This window comes from Streptomyces sp. RKAG293, assembly GCF_023701745.1.
Lineage (GTDB): Bacteria > Actinomycetota > Actinomycetes > Streptomycetales > Streptomycetaceae > Actinacidiphila.
Window position 1 is genome coordinate 6515131 of sequence record NZ_JAJOZB010000001.1, and the last position, 17176, is coordinate 6532306.

The following is a 17176-nucleotide window of genomic DNA, read 5'->3' on the forward strand; positions in this document are numbered from 1 at the left end:
CCGGGGCTCTCCGCCGCAACCTCGGGGTTCCGAAGGAGGCGGCCATGCGCGTGCTCCAGCTCCAGGTCATCCGGAGTCTGTGGTCCCGCAGGGCGGTCCGCTGGACCGTCGCGCTGGTCCTGGGCGTCCTGTGGTGGTGGGCCGCGCTGCGGCTCGCCGTGCAGCCCGACCGGACCGGGCCCCTCGAGAGTGCCGTGCTGGCGGGCGGCTGGGGGCTGGGCCTGATACCGGTGCACGCCGTACCGCGGCCCGCCGCCCGTGCCGGGCGCGGCCGCTACCAGGGCATGGCGACCCCGCCGTTCGGCCGGAGGATCTGGCCGGTGGTGAAGGCCGAGGCGTCGGAGGCGAGGAAGAGCACCGACCCCGCCACGTCCTCGGGGGTGCCGACCCGTCCCAGTGGTGCCATCCGCACGAGCGACGCCTCGGCGCGCGCCTGGGCGGTCTCGTCGAAGGATCCGTCGGACCCCGTGCCGTAGTGGGAGGTCATCGGGGTGCGGATGAATCCCGGGGCGATGGCGTTGGCGCGGATGCCGAGTGGACCGAGTTCGGTGGCCAGGGTCTTGGTGAGCTGCACGACGGCGGCCTTGGAGACGCTGTAGCAGAGCAGGCCGCGGGCGCCGGTGTCGATCGCGCCGGAGGCCATCGTGATGATGCTGCCGGACCGCTGGGCGGTCATGACGCGGGCCGCCTCCTGGGCGCTGTGCAGCACGCCCTTGAAGTTGACGCCGAGGACGCGGTCCAGATCGGCGTCGTCCGTCTCCAGGACGCTGCTGCTGTGCATGATCCCCGCGATGGCCGCCAGGACGTCGAGCCGCCCGTGGTCACGGACCGTCTCGGCGACGGTCTCGGCGATCTGGGCCCGGTCGGTGACGTCCAGCTGCCGGGCGCGGGCGGCGCCGCCGGCCTTCTCGATCAGTTCCGCGGTCTCCCGCACGCCGGGACCGTCGCGGTCCGCGCAGACGACGGTGGCGCCGGCTTCGGCCAGCAGAACGGCGGACGCGCGGCCGATCCCGCTCGCGGCGCCGGTGACCAGGGCGGTGCGTCCGGTGAGGTCGTACGCCTTCAGGGGCATGACGCGACGGTACGACCGGATCTGACGGTCCGTCAATTGGCGTGCGGGTGGGGGCCTCGCTGGCAGCGCGGACACCAGTAGGCGACGCGGGCCCGTTCCGGCGGTCCGTGCTGCCCGACGCGGACGGCGGTGCCGCAGCGCAGGCACGGCCGGTGCTCTCTGCCGTACACCCAGTGGGTGCGGCCGCGCCGCAGGTCCCCGGTGGTGATGTGGCCGGGGCGGGCCTTGTTCGCCTCCAGCAGTTTCTTGGCGAGCGCCACCAGCTTCTCCGGCCCGGCCTCGCCGACCGGCGTCCAGGGGGTGATGCCGCGCAGAAAACAGAGCTCCGACACGTAGACGTTGCCGACGCCCGCCAGATTGCGCTGGTCCAGGAGCGCCTCGCCGACCGGCCGGGCGGGTTCGGCGCCCAGCCGCGCGACGGCCTCGGCCGGATTCCAGTCCGGGCCCAGCAGGTCGGGGCCGAGATGGCCGACGACGCTGTCCTCCTCGGCGGTGGGCAGCAGCTCCAGCACCGGCAGCCGGTAGCCGACCGCCACCCGGGCGGGCGTCTCCAGTACGGCGCGGACCTGGTGGAGGGGGCCGCCGCGCCACCGGTCGCCCGGCGCGTACAGATGCCAGGAGCCGTCCATGCGCAGATGCGAGTGGAGCGTCAGACCGCCGTCGAACCGCGTCATCAGATGCTTGCCGCGCGCGACCACCCCGGTGACGCGACGGTCCGCGAGGTCGGTGGTGGCGAGCTGCGGCACGCGCAGGTCGGCACGGACGAGGGACCGGCCCGCCAGGGCCTCGTCGAGCCGGCGGGCGGTCAGCCAGACCGTGTCTCCTTCGGGCACCTCCCCATCATCCCCGCAGTCGCAGACCGCGCGGAGTGGCGTGGAAGCCCGCGGTCTCCAGGGCGCGGCCCAGCGGTGAGGTGAGGGCCGACTCCCCGTTGGTGCGCTCCACGGTGAGCCGGCCGAGCGCGCCCTCCCGGACCGCCAGCGCGAGGGCGTCCGCGGCGGCCCGCAGCCGCTCCTCCTCGTCGGGCCAGGCGAGCAGCGTCTTCCCGCCGCGTTCCACGTACAGGGCCAGCTCGCCGTCGACGAGGACCACCAGGGCGCCCGCCTTGCGGCCCGGCTTGTGGGTGACGCCGTCGGGCTGCGCCGGCCAGGGCAGGGCGGCGCCGTACGCGTTGGCGGGGTCGGCGGCGGCGAGGACGACGGCCCGCTGTCCGGTGCGGGCGCCTTCCTCGCGGTCGCGGGCGGTGTTGATGGCGCGCAGCCGGTCGACGGCGCCGTCCATCGCGAACTGTGCGGCGCCGAGCCCTTCGACCACGTATCCGCGCCGGGTCTGGCCGGTCTCCTCGAAGGCCGACAGCACCCGGTAGGCGGCGGAGAAGCCGCCCTCGACGCCTTCGGCGGCGACCGCCCCGCGGGTGACGACACCATGGCGGTCCAGCAGGGTGTGGACGAGGGCGTGGGCGCGCAGTGTCGGGTCGGACTCCGGGGGCGGGACGAGCGACCAGCGGCCCGCCGTCGTCGGGGGCCCGGTGCGGGACGCGGTCGCGCGCGGTGCCCGGCCGGTGAGGGAGCCGTAGCGCCCGCGGGGGACCGAACGCGGTGCGCGGTGCGCGGTGGATCCGGCGGTGCGCCCGGAACCGAGCAGGGCGCGCAGCGGGGCCAGGGTGTCGTTGGTCAGCCGCCCGGACCACGCCAGATCCCAGACGGCGTCCGCCAGCTCGGGGTCGGACGGGGCCTCGCCCGCGGCCCGCACCTGGTCGGCGATCTGCCGGAAGAACAGCCCGTAGCCGCCGGACAGGGCGCCGAGGACGGCCTGGTGCAGCGGGGAGAGCTCGAGCGGCTGGGGCTCCTTGAGCAGCAGCGGAGCGGTGTCGGCGAGATGGAGCGAGACCCAGCCGTCCTTGCCGGGCAGCGCGCCCGCACCGGACCACAGGACCTCACCGGAGGCGGTCAGCTCGTCCAGCATCGCCGGGGTGTAGCCGGAGACCCGGGACGGCAGTACGAGCTTCTCCAGCGCGGAGGCGGGCACCTCGGCGCCCTGCAGCTGCTCGACGGCCCGGACCAGCCCGTCGATTCCGCGCAGGCTGTGGGTGCCGACGTGCTGCCACTGGGGGAGGAACGTGGCCAGGGTGGCGGGCGGCACCGGTTCCACCTCGTGCCGCAGCGCGGCCAGCGAGCGGCGCCGCAGCCGGCGCAGCACCGCCGCGTCGCACCATTCGTGGCCGGCGCCGCCCGGCCGGAACTCGCCCTGGACGACGCGGCCGCCCGCGGCGAGCCGCTGCAGCAGACCGTCCACCACGGCCGTGCCGAGACCGAACCGCCGCGCCGCCTCGACGGAGGTGAACGGACCGTGGGTGCGGGCGAACCGGGCGAGCAGATCGCCGAGCGGGTCCTTGACCGGCTCGGTGAAGGCCTCGGGCACTCCGACGGGCAGTGCCGTACCCAGCGCGTCCCGCAGCCGCCCGGCGTCCTCGACCGCCGCCCAGTGCTCGCCGCCGGCGATCCGGACCCGGATCGCGCGGCGCGCCGATTCCAGATGCGCCGCCCAGTCCGGCTCGGCGCCGCGTGCCGCCAACTCGGCCTCGGTGAGCGGTCCGAGGAGCCGCAGCAGGTCGGCGACGCCTTCGGCGTCCTTGACCCGGCGGTCCTCCGTCAGCCACTGCAGCTCCTGCTCCAGCTCGGCCAGGACATCGCCGTCCAGCAGCTCGCGCAGCTCGGCCTGGCCCAGCAGCTCGGCCAGCAGCCGGGAGTCCAGCGACAGGGCTGCGGCGCGGCGCTCGGCGAGCGGCGAGTCCCCCTCGTAGAGGAACTGCGCGACGTAGCCGAAGAGGAGCGAGCGGGCGAAGGGGGAGGGCTCGGGCGTGGTGACCTCCACCAACCGCACCCGGCGCGCCTCGATGTCACCCATCAGCTCGACGAGACCCGGCACGTCGAAGACGTCCTGCAGGCACTCGCGGACCGCTTCGAGGACGATCGGGAAGGAGCCGAAGTCCGAGGCGACCTGGAGGAGCTGGGCGGCGCGCTGGCGCTGCTGCCACAGCGGGGTGCGCTTGCCGGGGGAGCGCCGGGGCAGCAGCAGGGCGCGGGCCGCGCACTCGCGGAAGCGGGAGGCGAACAGGGCGGAGCCGCCGACCTGGTCGGTGACCAGCTGCTCGACCTCGCCCTTGTCGAAGGCGACGTCCGCGGCGCCGACCGGCGACTGGTCGCTGTCGAGCTCCGTGCCCGCCCGGACCGGGTCGCTGCCTGTGCCTGTGCCTGTGCTTGTGCTTGTGTCGGTGCCAAATCCGGTGCTGGTGTCGGTGTCGAGCAGATCGAGACCCATGAGATCCGCGTCCGGCAGCCGCAGCACGATGCCGTCGTCGGCGTGCATCACCTGGGCGTCCAGCCCGTACCGCTCCATGAGGCGGGCGCCCAGCGCCAGCGCCCAGGGTGCGTGCACCTGCGCGCCGAAGGGGGAGTGCACCACCACCCGCCAGTCGCCCAGCTCGTCACGGAACCGCTCCACGACGATGGTCCGGTCGTCGGGGATGTGGCCGCAGGCCTGCCGCTGCTCCGACAGATAGGCCAGCACGTTGTCCGTCGCCCAGGTGTCGAGCCCGGCCGCGGCCAGCCGTTCGCGGGCCTCCTCGGGCCCGAGCCTCCCGACCTCGCGGACGAACGCGCCCACCGCCCGGCCGAGCTCCAGCGGGCGGCCCAGCTGGTCGCCCTTCCAGAAGGGGAGCCGGCCCGGCACCCCGGGCGCGGGCGAGACGAGCACCCGGTCGCGGGTGATGTCCTCGATCCGCCAGGAGGTGGTGCCCAGCGTGAAGACATCGCCGACCCGCGACTCGTAGACCATCTCCTCGTCCAGCTCACCGACCCGGCCGCCGCCCTTCTTCGGGTCGGAGCCGGCCAGGAACACACCGAACAGCCCGCGGTCCGGGATGGTGCCGCCGGACGTCACGGCCAGCCGCTGCGCTCCGGGGCGGCCGGCGACCGTGTTCGCCACCCGGTCCCAGACGATGCGCGGCCGCAGCTCGGCGAAGGCGTCGGAGGGGTAGCGGCCGCCCAGCATGTCGAGCACCGCCGTGTACGCCGAGTGCGGGAGCGCCGCGAAGGGCGCCGCCCGGCGCACCAGGGCGAGCAGCTCGTCCACGTCCCAGGTGTCGAGCGCGGTCATGGCGACGATCTGCTGCGCCAGGACGTCCAGCGGATTCGCCGGCACGCGCAGGGACTCGATGGAGCCGGTCCGCATCCGCTCGGTGACGACCGCCGCCTGCACGAGGTCACCGCGGTACTTGGGGAAGACCACGCCCGTCGACACGGCCCCCACCTGGTGCCCGGCCCGGCCGACGCGCTGCAGCCCGGAGGCGACGGACGGCGGCGACTCCACCTGGATGACGAGATCGACCGCGCCCATGTCGATGCCCAGTTCCAGACTGGACGTCGCGACCACGGCGGGCAGCCGCCCGGCCTTGAGGTCCTCCTCGACGAGGGCGCGCTGTTCCTTGGACACCGACCCGTGGTGCGCGCGGGCCATCAGGGGCGGCGCGCCCTGCGCGGCACCCGACTGGGCCATGATCTCGGCCGGCGGCGAGGTGTCGGGCAGCGGTTCGCCGGTGGCCCGCTCGTAGGCGATCTCGTTGAGGCGGTTGCACAGCCGCTCGGCCAGCCGGCGGGAGTTGGCGAACACGATCGTCGAGCGGTGCGCCTGCACCAGATCGGCGATCCGCTCCTCCACATGCGGCCAGATCGACGCCCGCTGCTCCGCTCCGGCCGCGGGCCCGCTGTGATCCGCGACGGGGGAGCCGCCCAGCTCGCCCAGGTCCTCGACGGGCACGACCACCGACAGGTCGAACTTCTTCTGCGACGCCGGCTGGACGATCGTCACCTTGCGCTGCGGCGACAGATAACGGGCGATCTCCTCGACCGGCCGGACCGTCGCGGACAGCCCGATCCGCCGGGCGGGCCGGTCCAGCAGCTCGTCCAGCCGCTCCAGCGACAGGGCCAGATGGGCCCCGCGCTTCGTGCCGGCGACGGCGTGCACCTCGTCCAGGATCACCGTCTCCACACCGCGCAGCGCCTCGCGGGCGGCCGAGGTGAGCATCAGGAAGAGCGATTCGGGGGTGGTGATCAGGATGTCCGGCGGGCGGGTGACCAGGGTGCGGCGTTCGGCGGCGGGGGTGTCCCCCGAGCGGATCCCGACCCGGACCTCGGGCTCGGGCAGACCGAGCCGGACGGACTCCTGGCGCAGACCCGTGAGCGGGCTGCGCAGGTTGCGCTCCACGTCGACCGCGAGGGCTTTGAGCGGGGACACGTACAGCACCCGGCAGCGGCGCTGGGTCTCGGCGGGTGGCGGGACGCTCGCCAGCCGGTCCAGCGAGGCCAGGAACGCGGCCAGCGTCTTGCCGGAGCCGGTCGGCGCGACCACCAGGACGTCGGAACCCTCGCCGATCGCCCGCCAGGCACCGGCCTGGGCGGCGGTGGGCGCGCTGAAGGCTCCCGTGAACCACGCGCGGGTGGCCGGGGAGAACGCCTCCAGGGCGGCGGCCGGGTCCTCTTCCGGTTCCGGCTTGCCCTGACTGCTCCGTCGCGACATGTCCCCATCCTGCCCCGCCCCACTGACAACGGCCCAGGAACCCGCCCCGGAACCCGCCCCGGAACCCGCGCCGGAAGGCGAGCCGGGACCCGAGCCGGGGCCGTTCCGCGGGGTTCCCGGCCCGGACGCAGAATGGGTTCATGGCACGACGCGAACCGGCACCCGAGCAGGCACGGCACTGGCAGCACCCGCAGCTGCCGGGCGTGGACCTGCTGCGCGCCCGGTACGTCAGCCACACGTTCTCCCGGCACTCCCACGACGGATACGTGATCGCGGCGGTCACCAAGGGCGTCGAGGGCATCGGCATGCCCGGCGGCGACCTGCGCGCGGGCGCGGGCGGGGTCGTCCTCATCAATCCCGAGACCCCGCACTCCGCGTACGCGGGGACGGCGGACGGCTGGAGCTATCGCGTGCTCTACCCGAGCATCGACGTGGTGGCGGCCGTCGCCGCCGAGACGACCGGCCGGAACGGCACCCACGGCACCCCGGCGTTCACCGACACCGTCCTCGACGACCCCGACTGCGCCCGGTTGATCGCGGACATCCACGCCGCGGCCGAACACGACAACGCGCTCGCGGCCGACACCCTGCTGCGGCTCGCCGTCGCCAGGCTGCTGCGCCGCTACGGCGCGGACCCGGCCGCGCCGGGCGCGCTGCCGTCCGCCGGTGCGCTCGCCGCCGGCCGGGCCAGGGAACTGCTCGTCGAGCGGATCGCGTGCCCGCCGACGCTGGACCAGCTGGCCGCGGAACTGGGCACCAAGCCGTTCGCGCTGCTGCGCGCGTTCAAGGGCGCCTATGGGCTGCCGCCGCACGCCTGGCTGACCGGCGAGCGGGTGCGGGCGGCGCGCCGGATGCTCGACACGGGGACCCCGCCCGCCGAAGCGGCACTCGCGGTGGGGTTCACCGACCAGCCGCATCTGAACCGGCACTTCACGCGCATCGTGGGCGTACCCCCGGGCGCCTACCGGCGCGAACGCGCAAGAACGTACAAGACAGGCGAGGGCCTCGCTCCATAACGTTCGTTGAGTGACAGGAGCAGCACACATACCCAGTTCTCAGGCGGAGCCGGCGGAGTCCCCGGAGGCGTCGGAGCCGTCGGTGCCGTCAACGAGGCCGACGTCCGCCGTGGTCCGTGACGCGCTGGCCGTCGGAGTCGCCGTCGGCCTGTCGGGGTTCGCCTTCGGCGTGACGTCGGCCGGGGCAGGGCTGACGGTCGCGCAGACCTGCGCGCTCTCCCTGCTGGTCTTCAGCGGCGCCTCGCAGTTCGCCCTGGTCGGCGCGTTGGGCGCGGGCGGCAGCCCGTTCGCGGCGGCCGCCGGCGCGTTCTTCCTCGGCGCGCGCAACGCGTTCTACGGGCTGCGGCTGTCGCAGCTGCTGCGCCTCCCCCGGGCGGTGCGCCCGTTCGCCGCCCAGTGGGTGATCGACGAGACCTCCGCCGTGACCCTGGCGCAGCCCGACCGGCGCAGCGCGCGGCTCGGCTTCACCGTCACCGGCGTCACCATCTACCTGCTGTGGAACCTGACCACGCTGCTGGGCGCGCTCGGCGCCTCCGCGCTGGGCGATCCGGCCGGCTGGGGGTTGGACGCGGCAGGTCCCGCCGTCTTCCTCGCGCTGCTCGCGCCCATGCTGAAGGGCCGCCGTGAGCGCACGGTGGCCGGGCTCGCCGTCATCCTCGCCCTGGCCTGCCTGCCGCTGCTGCCCGCCGGGGTGCCGGTACTCGTCGCGGCTCTCGCCGCACCGATCGTCCTGGTCGCCGGGCGCCGCGGGACGGCCCGCGAGGACGCCACCGAGGCCACCGCCGCGACCAAGGCCACCACGGCTACCACGACCACCGCACAGCGGACGGAGAAGGACCGATGACCACCTGGATCGCGATCGGTGTGACCGCCTTCGGCTGCTACGCGGTGAAGCTCCTCGGCCTCTCCGTGCCCGCCGGGATCCTGGAGCGGCCGCTGGTGAAGCGGCTCGCCGCCCTCGTCCCGCTCGCCCTGCTCGCCGCTCTCACCGCGCTGCAGACGTTCAGCACCAGTGAGCTGAAACTCGTCGTCGACGCCCGCGCGGCCGGGCTCGCCGCCGCGGCGGTGGCGCTGCTGCTGCGCGCGCCGTTCCTGGTCGTCATCGGCGCGGCGGTCCTGGTGACCGCCGCCGTACGGGCCCTGGCCGGCTGAGCGAACCGCCCGAACACGTTTCAGATGATGGGGCGTCCGTAGGCGCGCAGAGTCCGCAGGGCCTCGATGGTGATGATCGGCCGCCACTCCAGCCGGGTGCCCGGCGCCCACGCGCGCCAGCGCATCGGCCAGCCGCCGTCCTCGCCCTGCTCGGCCGCCAGGAAGTCCAGCGACCGCTCCAGCTCGGCGTCGGTGAACCACTGCCGGGCCAGCGAATCCGGGCCGCGCGCGTAGTCGTACGCGAAGTGGTACTCGCCCGGCGCGTATCCGGCGGGCAGCGGATACCGGTCCGCGCGGTCCGGATCCAGTACCACCAGCTGCTGCTCGCGCACCAGCTTCCCCAGCCGGTGCGCCGCGTCCCGCGCCCGCGCCCGGTCGGGGACGGCGTCCAGGAACGCCACCGCCGCCTCGACCTCGTACGGATGCGTCGCGTCCAGCGCCTCGATCGCCGCCCAGCAGAAGTCCGTGGCCCGGAACAGCCACGCGTGCCACACCCCGTTGCCGTGCAGCGTTCCCACCACAGGACCCGTCGCGAGCAGCGCGCCCTTCGGCGCCTCGACGACCGGGATCCACGGTGCCGCCGGATAGCCCCGCAGTGACGGATGCACCGCGGGCAGCGCTCCCTCCGCCGTCGACACCTCCGTGAGATACCGGCACACCCGCTCCGCCCGCTGCCCCCCGCACCGCCCGATCCCGTCGAGTACGCGCAGCGCGTGGGCCGTGTGCAGCGGCTGGCTCACCGGCCCCCGCAGATCCGGCTCCAGGGCGTGCCCGAAGCCGCCGTCGTCATTGCGGTACGCGTTCAGCGCGGTCTCGACCGCCTCGGCCGCCGCGTCCGAACCGTCGAGAAAGTGGTGGGTGAACCTGCGCTGCTCGAGCACGCGCGCGGTCAGCCACACGAAGTGCTCGGCGCGCGCGAGGGGAGTTCCTGGCATGTCCGCACAGTAGGGCGCGTTCCCCGCACTGCCTACGCCTGTCACAAGGGAGCACCCGGCCGTGCGACCCCAAGCCCCCATGTGCGGGATCCTCCCGCCCCGAAGTTGACGTTTCCGGCGCGCTCCTCAGGCCTTCGTCGCGTCCTGCCGTGCTCAGGGAGCCGGGGACGGGGCGGGGACCGGGGTGGTCGGTGCAGGACCGGGCCAGGAAGGCAGCAGCTCCGTGGTGACGAAGGCGACGACGGCCGCCAGGATCACGACGGGCATCATGGCGGAGCTGCCGAGCAGCAGGACCACGAGCACCACGCTGCTGACCGGCAGCCGCAGGGCGCTGGCCGCCGAGGCCGCCATTCCCGCCGCCAGGGCCGGAACGAGCCCCAGGCCCGGAAGGGGCGCGCACAGGACGCCCGCGGCGGCTCCCAGGAAGAGCGCGGGGAAGATCGGGCCGCCGCGCAGGCTGCCCAGACAGAGCGCGTACGCGACACCCTTGAACAGCAGGACGGCGACGAGCGCCCCGATCCCCCAGGCGTGCGGGTCGGTGGCCATCGCGCTCAGTGTGGCCTGGCCCGACGAGGCGACCTCCTCGGGCGTGCGGTCGGTGATCAGCGCGTAGAGGGCGGCGCAGGCCGCGGCGCCCAGTGCGCACAGCACGGTCCGGGGGAACGTCCGTACCGCGACGAACGCCGCGGTCAGCCGGCCCGTGCCCAGCACCAGGTGCACGAAGGTGCCGATGACCACGGCCATGAGCAGCGACCAGAGGACGTCCCCCGCGTCCAGCCGGGGAAAGGGGGTGGGCAGCTTCAGCGCCAGGCTGCCGGTCTGCAGCCCGGTCCACCGCCCGAAGCCGGTGAACACCAGCGCCCCCACGCCGCTGGACAGCAGGGCGGGCAGCATGACGGCGAACAGCTGCGGACCGCCGACGCCCGCCACCTCGATGAGCAGCACGGCCGCGATCAGCGGGTTGCCGAAGATGGCCGCGATGGCCGCGGCGGCGCCGGCCGCGCCCAGGAGGGCGGTGCTCTGCGGTGTCGCGGCGCTCCGGGCGAGGTTCCTGAAGAGCAGTGCCAGGCCGCTGCCGAGCGCGATCAGCGGCGCCTCGGGTCCCAGGACCGCGCCGAACGGCAGGCTCGCCATCGCGGCGAGCAGCACACCGGGCAGCGCGCTGGGCGAGGCGCCTCCGACGTGCAGACCGGAGGAGGGGATGTGGCCGCCTCCGCCGGGCAGGTGCGTGGCGATCAGGCCGACGCAGACACCGGCGATCGCGAGGAGGGGCAGCGGCCACCACCAGGGAGCGGTGTCCCATCCCCAGGCGTGCGGGATGTCGGCCCACAGCACGTGTCCGAACTCGTGCATCCCGACGAGGAACCAGAACGCGGCGAGGGACACCGGGATGCCGATGAGGGCACAGAAGACGAGCGACTTGAGGTAGCCCGGCGTCAGCAGGATGCCCCGCAGCAGGTCCGGTTCCTCCGGCTGCGCCGTACCGTCCGCGGCTGCGGCCGGCCGGGGTTCCGGTTCCGTCATGGGCCGTCCTCCGGGAGTTCCGACGGGGAGTGCGATGCCGTCTCCCGCCGCCGCAGCCCGATCCGGACGGCGCCGAAGAGAACTTTCGCGATCAGGCCCACCAGGATCAGATCGGCGATCATCTGCACCGTGGTCAGCACCCGGCTGAGCTCGCTGACGGGCGTGATGTCCCCGAATCCGACCGTCGCGAACACCGTGACGGTGAAGTAGAGCGCGTCGGTCCGGTTCAGTGGCTCAGAGAACGACGACGGCCGGTCCCTGGCGACCAGGAAGTACGTCGAGGCGAACAGCAGCAGGAACAGCGGCACGGCGGTGGTCAGCGCCTCCACGGCGCGCAGCCCGGGATACGCCGCATGAGTGACGGCGGCGACCTGCCAGGCGATCAGGCAGCCGAAAACGATCAGGCCCAGGGTGAGCAGAACGGCGGTGGTCGCGTCGAGCGCGCGATCCAGGGGCATCAGGTAGTACAGCCAGGTGAGCACCGCGGCCGAGGCCGCCGAGCGGAGCAGGCGTCCCACCAGAACCCGCCGGCGCTGCCGCGTGATGGGGATGCCGCTCATCACCTCTCCTCACCACGGGCCTCGGCGCCCTGCGGCCATTGCAACACCCGCCCCAGCACCCCGCACCTCGCCCTCACCCCCGCCCCCGTCCGCCCGACCCCCCTTCGCACCTCTCGCGGCGCGGGATACTGGGCGCATGAAGTTGACGGTGTTCTGGGAGCGGATGCGGGTGCACTTCGGGGAGGGGTATGCGGATTCGTTCGCCCGGGATCATGTGATGGCGGAGCTCGGCGGGCGGACGGTGTGGGAGGCGCTGGACTCGGGGTGGGAGGCCAAGGACGTGTGGCGCGCGGTCTGTACGGCGATGGATGTGCCGGCCGGACGGCGCTGAGACCGCGGAGGGTTGGTCCCGGACTTTCCGCCCCGCGCGTTCAGACTGGGGTTCGTGTCAGGAACCGGCGAAAGCACCGTTCAGGAAGAGGAGCCACCGGCTCCGCGTGCGGGGATGCCGCGGTGGCTGCCGCGCGCGATGCTGCTGGCGCTGGCGCTGGTGGGCTGCTTCCAGCTGGCCGGCTGGGCGTTCCACCAGGTGACCGGGCTGCTGATCAACATCCTGATCGCGTTCTTCGGCGCACTGGCCATCGAGCCGGCGGTGGACTGGATGGCGGCGCGCGGGATGCGGCGCGGGGTGGCCACCGGGCTGGTCCTGCTGGCGGCGATCATCGCGGTCGCGGCGTTCGTGGTGGCGCTCGGCTCGCTGCTCGTGGACCAGATCACGACGATCGCCGACAACTTCCCGCAGTACGTGAACGACGTCGTGGTGTGGCTCAACCAGAACTTCCACACGAAGCTGGACGTCGGGAAGCTGCAGGACAACGTGCTGCACTCCGACTGGCTGCGCAACTACCTGCAGAACAGCGCGGGCAACGTGTGGGGGCTGTCGGCCACGGTCGTCGGGGGCGTCTTCCAGCTCTTCACCGTGGTGCTGTTCGCGTTCTACTTCGCGGCCGACGGACCGCGGCTGCGCCGGGCGCTGTGCTCGGTGCTGCCGCCGGCCCGGCAGGCGGAGGTGCTGCGGGCCTGGGAGATCGCGGTCGCCAAGACGGGCGGGTACATCTACTCGCGGGCGCTGATGGCCCTGGTGTCGGGCGTCGCGCACTACGTCCTGCTGCAGGTGCTGGGGGTGCCGTACGCCCCGGCGCTGGCGGTGTGGGTGGGGCTGGTGTCGCAGTTCGTGCCGACGGTCGGGACGTATCTCGCGGGCGCGCTGCCGATGCTGATCGCGTTCACCGAGGACCCGTGGGACGCGCTGTGGGTGCTGTGCTTCGTCGTGGTCTACCAGCAGTTCGAGAACTACGTGCTGCAGCCGCGGATCACGGCGAAGACCGTGGACATCCACCCGGCCGTCGCCTTCGGGTCGGTCGTCGCCGGTACCGCGCTGCTGGGGGCGGTCGGCGCGCTGGTCGCGATCCCGGTGACCGCGACGCTGCAGGGGTTCTTCGGGGCGTACGTGAAGCGGTACGCGGTGACGGACCCGAGGGCGCACGGGCCGCGGCGGCGGCCCTGGCTGCGGAGAAGACATCGCACCTGAGGCCCCGCGTGTCGCTTGACACGCAAATCGAACATCCATTCTCATGGGTGGTCCGGGCCGGTTATCCGCGGAGGTTTTCCACAGCTCGGAGCGACGGCCAGGCGCATTGTCAGTGGCAGGGACTAGCGTCATGGACGTGAAGCGATCGACTCAAACATCCCGGGTGGAGCCCATGGCAGGTAACGACCGCGAGAAGGCGCTGGACGCCGCGCTCGCACAGATTGAACGGCAGTTCGGCAAGGGCGCGGTCATGCGCCTCGGCGACAAGCCGAACGACCCCATCGATGTCATCCCCACCGGGTCGACCGCACTGGACGTGGCACTCGGCGTCGGCGGTCTCCCGCGTGGCCGTGTGGTGGAGGTGTACGGGCCGGAGTCCTCCGGCAAGACCACCCTCACGCTGCACGCGGTGGCCAACGCGCAGAAGGCCGGCGGCACGGTGGCGTTCGTCGACGCCGAGCACGCGCTGGACCCCGAGTACGCCAAGGCCCTCGGTGTCGACACGGACAACCTGCTGCTCTCCCAGCCGGACACCGGCGAGCAGGCGCTGGAGATCGTGGACATGCTGGTCCGCTCCGGCGCGATCGACCTCATCGTGATCGACTCCGTGGCCGCCCTCGTGCCGCGGGCCGAGATCGAGGGCGAGATGGGTGACTCGCACGTGGGTCTGCAGGCCCGGCTGATGAGCCAGGCGCTGCGCAAGATCACCGGTGCGCTGCACCAGTCCAACACCACGGCGATCTTCATCAACCAGCTCCGCGAGAAGATCGGTGTGATGTTCGGCTCGCCGGAGACCACCACCGGTGGCCGCGCACTGAAGTTCTACGCCTCCGTACGGCTCGACATCCGCCGTATCGAGACGCTCAAGGACGGTACGGACGCGGTCGGCAACAGGACCCGCGTCAAGGTCGTCAAGAACAAGGTCGCACCGCCCTTCAAGCAGGCGGAGTTCGACATCCTCTACGGCCACGGCATCAGCAAGGAGGGTGGCCTGATCGACATGGGTGTCGAGCACGGCTTCGTCCGCAAGGCCGGTGCCTGGTACACGTACGAGGGCGACCAGCTCGGCCAGGGCAAGGAGAACGCCCGTAACTTCCTCAGGGACAACCCGGACCTCGCCGACGAGATCGAGAAGAAGATCAAGGACAAGCTCGGCATCGGTGTCCGGACCGTAGCCCCCAGTGTGGAGCCGGGCGCGGACGCGGCGGGCCCGGCGGCCGATCCCGCCAAGGCCGAGGTTCCGGCGCCCAAGACGGTGAAGGCGACCAAGGCCACCGCGGCCAAGGCCTGAGGCCGTGGCGAGTCGGTACCCCGATCGCGGCGGCTCTTCCGAGTCGAGGGCCTCGAAAGAGCCGCCGCTCAGCCCGGAGGAGCAGGCGCGGGCGTTGTGCCTGCGCCTGCTCACCGGGAACCCCCGCACGCGTAAACAGCTCGCCGACGCGATGCGCAAGCGGGAGATCCCGGACGACGTGGCGGAGCAGCTGCTGGAGCGGTTCCAGGAAGCCGGCCTGATCGACGACCAGGCGTTCGCCAACGCCTGGGTGGAGTCCCGGCACCGCGGGCGCGGCCTCGCCCGCCGGGCGCTGGCCAGGGAGCTCCAGACCCGTGGGGTGGACGCGGAGCTGGTCACCGAGGCGGTGGGCCAGCTCGACTCCGACCAGGAGGAGGAGCGGGCCCGCGAGCTGGTGGACCGCAAGCTGCGGACCACCCGGGGGCTGGAACGCGACAAGCGGCTCCGCCGCCTCGCGGGAATGCTCGCCCGCAAGGGCTATCCGGAGGGCCTCGCCCTCCGGGTGGTCCGCAGGGCCCTGGAGCAGGAGGGCGAGGACGAGCCCGATGTCCTGGAGTACCACCCGCTGGGATGACGCCCCGCTGCGACGCGACCCCTGCACCCGCCCGCTCCCGGCCGTTCATCGGCCGGGAACGGACAGGTTTTAGGGCGTCCGGCCGCTGACCGGTTCGTCCTGTGGTGCGGTGCGGTGCGGGGGGCCGCCGCGGGCCAGGTCCGCGTAGGAGTACAGCTCGGCCGGGCGGCAGCCGACCATCGCCGTCACCAGATGGCCGTCCGGGCGGATCAGCAGCACGCTGTGCGCCGTTGCACCGGGATAGCTCTCGGCGACCAGCAGCTCGGCGCTCATCGGCAGTGCGGCGACCGCCGACGCGAGCCGCGGCATCAGACCGGCCGTCAGCCAGTGCCGGCTGTCCCACACACCGGTGCCCGGGGCGATCAGCATCACCAGCAGGTTCTGGCCCAGCCGGTCCCGCAGCCGGCCGACCGTGCCGTCCAGCGCCGTCACCGGCACATCGACGACCAGCCCGCCCGGGGGAGTGGCGCAGGTGGCGACCAGCGGTGACCCGGCGGTCTTGCCGCCGCCACTGCCGCCCCCGCCCGGCCGCGGCGCGGGCAGAGCGAGCGGCGAGCGGCCGTAGACCGGCGGGGACGCGGCGGATCCCCGGCCGAGGTGGCTGTCGGTCAGCAGCTCGGCGTGCCCGCGGGCGGATCCGGAGAGCAGCGAATGGCGGACCGTGTTCCAGGTCCCGCCGGCGCGTACCAGCGGCAGAGCCTGGTCGGTGGCGCGCAGCCGGGCGCCGACCGCCTCGCGCCGCTCGGCCTGATAGCTGTCGAGCAGGGTCTCGGACGCGCCCTCGTGCCAGGCGAGCGCGAGCTTCCAGGACAGGTTCTCGGCGTCCCGCAGGCCCTCCTCCACGCCCTGGGCGCCCAGGGCGCCCATCAGATGGGCGGCGTCGCCGGCGAGGAACGTCCGGCCCACCCGCCAGCGGCGGGCGAGCCGCTGGTGCACCGGGTACTCGGCCGAGCCGGCCAGTTCGTACGGTACGACGCTTCCGCACCACGTGGTGAGGATGGAGCGGATCCGGGTCACCAGCTCATCGGCGGTCAGCAGGTCGCCCCGGGCGGGCAGCAGCCAGTCGAACCGCCACAGGCCGTCCGGCAGCGGACGGGCCGTCACCTCCTGGCCGGTACCGGCGCCGGGGGGATCGCGGTGCAGCAGCGCCACACCGGGTTCCGGGAGCTCGACGCGCAGCGCGGCGACGGCGTGCCGGTCGACGGCGGTCTTCCCGGGGAAGCGCACCGCGAGCAGCTTGCGGACCGTGGAACGCGGCCCGTCGCAGCCCACCAGATAGCTGCCGCGCCACCAGGTGCGGTCGGCGCCCCGGGTGTGCACGGTGACGCCGGTGGCGTCCTCGTCGACCGCGTCGACGCGGGAGCCGGTCACGATCCGCACGAGGCCGTGGCCGTGCAGGGTCTGGCGCAGGCCCCGTTCCAGCCGGTGCTGGGAGATGTGCACCGGGGACGGCCGGGCGGGTTCGTCGTCGGACGCGGGGCCGAAGTCGACGCGCAGCACCTCCTGCCGCCGGCGCAGGGTGCGCCACCCGGTCCAGGTGGTGCCGTCCGCGTACACCTGCGGATAGCCGAGCCGTTCCAGCAGGGCGGCGGTATCCGCGCCCAGGACGGTGGTGCGTGGATGGCGCAGGTCGTCACGGGCGTCGGCCGGCCCCTCGGCTTCGTCGAGGACGATGGTCGGGACACCGCGTTTGGCCAGAGCGAGCGCGAGGGCGAGGCCCACAGGGCCCGCCCCCGCGACGATCACCGGGTCCACAGGGCGGTCCCCGGAAGATGTGCAGTCACGATACGTATGCAATCCACTGCGGGTGCGTGCGTCAAGTGACGGCGGAACGTCGGCGCGGTGCGAACCGGCACACCGTCACTCCGCGAACCGACGTACCGTCACTTCCGTCACCGACGCACCGTCAATTCCAGCGCGGATGACGGCACATCCGCGCCGCCG

At 73.5% G+C, this 17176-nt stretch carries 14 protein-coding genes; 7 read left to right on the forward strand and 7 right to left on the reverse strand.

Translation table 11 applies throughout. The features are described 5' to 3' along the window. Positions 1–274: 274 nt before the first annotated feature. The 3 genes from LNW72_RS28970 to LNW72_RS28980 are packed head-to-tail and all read right to left on the reverse strand — an operon-like array spanning position 275 to position 6649. The gene (locus LNW72_RS28970; protein WP_250978039.1) at positions 275–1072 is read right to left on the reverse strand and encodes an SDR family NAD(P)-dependent oxidoreductase; all 798 of its coding nucleotides are present in this window, start codon (positions 1070–1072) and stop codon (positions 275–277) included. A gap of 32 nt (positions 1073–1104) precedes the next feature. Next, positions 1105–1905 (reverse strand): DNA-formamidopyrimidine glycosylase family protein, encoded by an 801-nt coding sequence (locus tag LNW72_RS28975; protein ID WP_250978040.1) that lies wholly within the window; start codon positions 1903–1905, stop codon positions 1105–1107. A gap of 7 nt (positions 1906–1912) precedes the next feature. Beyond that, on the reverse strand, positions 1913–6649 hold the full coding sequence (locus LNW72_RS28980) for a DEAD/DEAH box helicase (RefSeq protein ID WP_250978041.1): 4737 nt from the start codon (positions 6647–6649) through the stop codon (positions 1913–1915). Positions 6650–6789: 140 nt separating this feature from the next. Here LNW72_RS28980 and LNW72_RS28985 point away from each other — a divergent pair, with 140 nt between their 5' ends. From LNW72_RS28985 to LNW72_RS28995, 3 genes are all read left to right on the forward strand, one after another. Then, complete coding sequence (locus tag LNW72_RS28985; RefSeq protein ID WP_250978042.1) at positions 6790–7665, forward strand: AraC family transcriptional regulator; 876 nt, start codon at positions 6790–6792, stop codon at positions 7663–7665. Positions 7666–7747: 82 nt separating this feature from the next. Further along, positions 7748–8509 (forward strand): AzlC family ABC transporter permease, encoded by a 762-nt coding sequence (locus LNW72_RS28990; RefSeq protein WP_250978043.1) that lies wholly within the window; start codon positions 7748–7750, stop codon positions 8507–8509. Then, the gene (locus LNW72_RS28995) at positions 8506–8817 is read left to right on the forward strand and encodes an AzlD domain-containing protein (protein WP_250978044.1); all 312 of its coding nucleotides are present in this window, start codon (positions 8506–8508) and stop codon (positions 8815–8817) included. Before LNW72_RS28990 ends, LNW72_RS28995 begins: the two co-directional genes overlap by 4 nt. A gap of 20 nt (positions 8818–8837) precedes the next feature. On the opposite strand, the gene LNW72_RS29000 is transcribed toward LNW72_RS28995, so the two are convergent. From LNW72_RS29000 to LNW72_RS29010, 3 genes are all read right to left on the reverse strand, one after another. After that, a complete protein-coding gene (locus tag LNW72_RS29000) occupies positions 8838–9752 on the reverse strand; it encodes a hypothetical protein (protein ID WP_250978045.1) in 915 nt (304 codons plus the stop codon). Positions 9753–9905: 153 nt separating this feature from the next. Next, on the reverse strand, positions 9906–11276 hold the full coding sequence (locus LNW72_RS29005) for a chloride channel protein (RefSeq protein WP_250978046.1): 1371 nt from the start codon (positions 11274–11276) through the stop codon (positions 9906–9908). After that, positions 11273–11836 (reverse strand): potassium channel family protein, encoded by a 564-nt coding sequence (locus tag LNW72_RS29010; RefSeq protein ID WP_250978047.1) that lies wholly within the window; start codon positions 11834–11836, stop codon positions 11273–11275. The genes LNW72_RS29005 and LNW72_RS29010 overlap by 4 nt, the downstream gene beginning before the upstream one ends. Positions 11837–11972: 136 nt before the next feature. On the opposite strand from LNW72_RS29010, the gene LNW72_RS29015 reads away from it, so the two are divergent. The 4 genes from LNW72_RS29015 to recX all read left to right on the forward strand — a co-directional run bounded on the left by LNW72_RS29015 (position 11973) and on the right by recX (position 15232). Further along, positions 11973–12167, forward strand: a complete 195-nt coding sequence (locus LNW72_RS29015; RefSeq protein ID WP_250978048.1) for a DUF3046 domain-containing protein — start codon at positions 11973–11975, stop codon at positions 12165–12167. A 114-nt stretch (positions 12168–12281) separates the two neighbouring features. Next, the gene (locus LNW72_RS29020) at positions 12282–13367 is read left to right on the forward strand and encodes an AI-2E family transporter (protein WP_250980354.1); all 1086 of its coding nucleotides are present in this window, start codon (positions 12282–12284) and stop codon (positions 13365–13367) included. Between the two features lie 172 nt (positions 13368–13539). Beyond that, entirely contained in the window at positions 13540–14658 is a 1119-nt protein-coding gene (gene recA, locus LNW72_RS29025; RefSeq protein ID WP_250978049.1) for a recombinase RecA, read from the forward strand. A 4-nt stretch (positions 14659–14662) separates the two neighbouring features. Further along, on the forward strand, positions 14663–15232 hold the full coding sequence (recX, locus tag LNW72_RS29030) for a recombination regulator RecX (protein ID WP_250978050.1): 570 nt from the start codon (positions 14663–14665) through the stop codon (positions 15230–15232). Between the two features lie 69 nt (positions 15233–15301). Here recX and LNW72_RS29035 read toward each other — a convergent pair whose 3' ends face one another. Next, positions 15302–16987 carry an FAD-dependent monooxygenase gene (locus tag LNW72_RS29035; protein ID WP_250978051.1) on the reverse strand — a complete coding sequence of 562 codons (1686 nt, stop codon included), beginning with the start codon at positions 16985–16987 and terminating at the stop codon, positions 15302–15304. Between the last annotated feature and the right edge of the window lie 189 nt (positions 16988–17176).

Bases quoted from the DNA above. Each gene is read 5' to 3' on its own strand.
- LNW72_RS28970 (WP_250978039.1), bottom strand. From the start codon at position 1,072: ATGCCCCTGAAGGCGTACGACCTCACCGGACGCACCGCCCTGGTCACC.
- LNW72_RS28980 (WP_250978041.1), bottom strand. From the start codon at position 6,649: ATGTCGCGACGGAGCAGTCAGGGCAAGCCGGAACCGGAAGAGGACCCG.
- LNW72_RS28985 (WP_250978042.1), top strand. From the start codon at position 6,790: ATGGCACGACGCGAACCGGCACCCGAGCAGGCACGGCACTGGCAGCAC.
- LNW72_RS28995 (WP_250978044.1), top strand. From the start codon at position 8,506: ATGACCACCTGGATCGCGATCGGTGTGACCGCCTTCGGCTGCTACGCG.
- LNW72_RS29000 (WP_250978045.1), bottom strand. From the start codon at position 9,752: ATGCCAGGAACTCCCCTCGCGCGCGCCGAGCACTTCGTGTGGCTGACC.
- LNW72_RS29005 (WP_250978046.1), bottom strand. From the start codon at position 11,276: ATGACGGAACCGGAACCCCGGCCGGCCGCAGCCGCGGACGGTACGGCG.
- LNW72_RS29010 (WP_250978047.1), bottom strand. From the start codon at position 11,836: ATGAGCGGCATCCCCATCACGCGGCAGCGCCGGCGGGTTCTGGTGGGA.
- LNW72_RS29015 (WP_250978048.1), top strand. From the start codon at position 11,973: ATGAAGTTGACGGTGTTCTGGGAGCGGATGCGGGTGCACTTCGGGGAG.
- LNW72_RS29020 (WP_250980354.1), top strand. From the start codon at position 12,282: ATGCCGCGGTGGCTGCCGCGCGCGATGCTGCTGGCGCTGGCGCTGGTG.
- recA (WP_250978049.1), top strand. From the start codon at position 13,540: ATGGCAGGTAACGACCGCGAGAAGGCGCTGGACGCCGCGCTCGCACAG.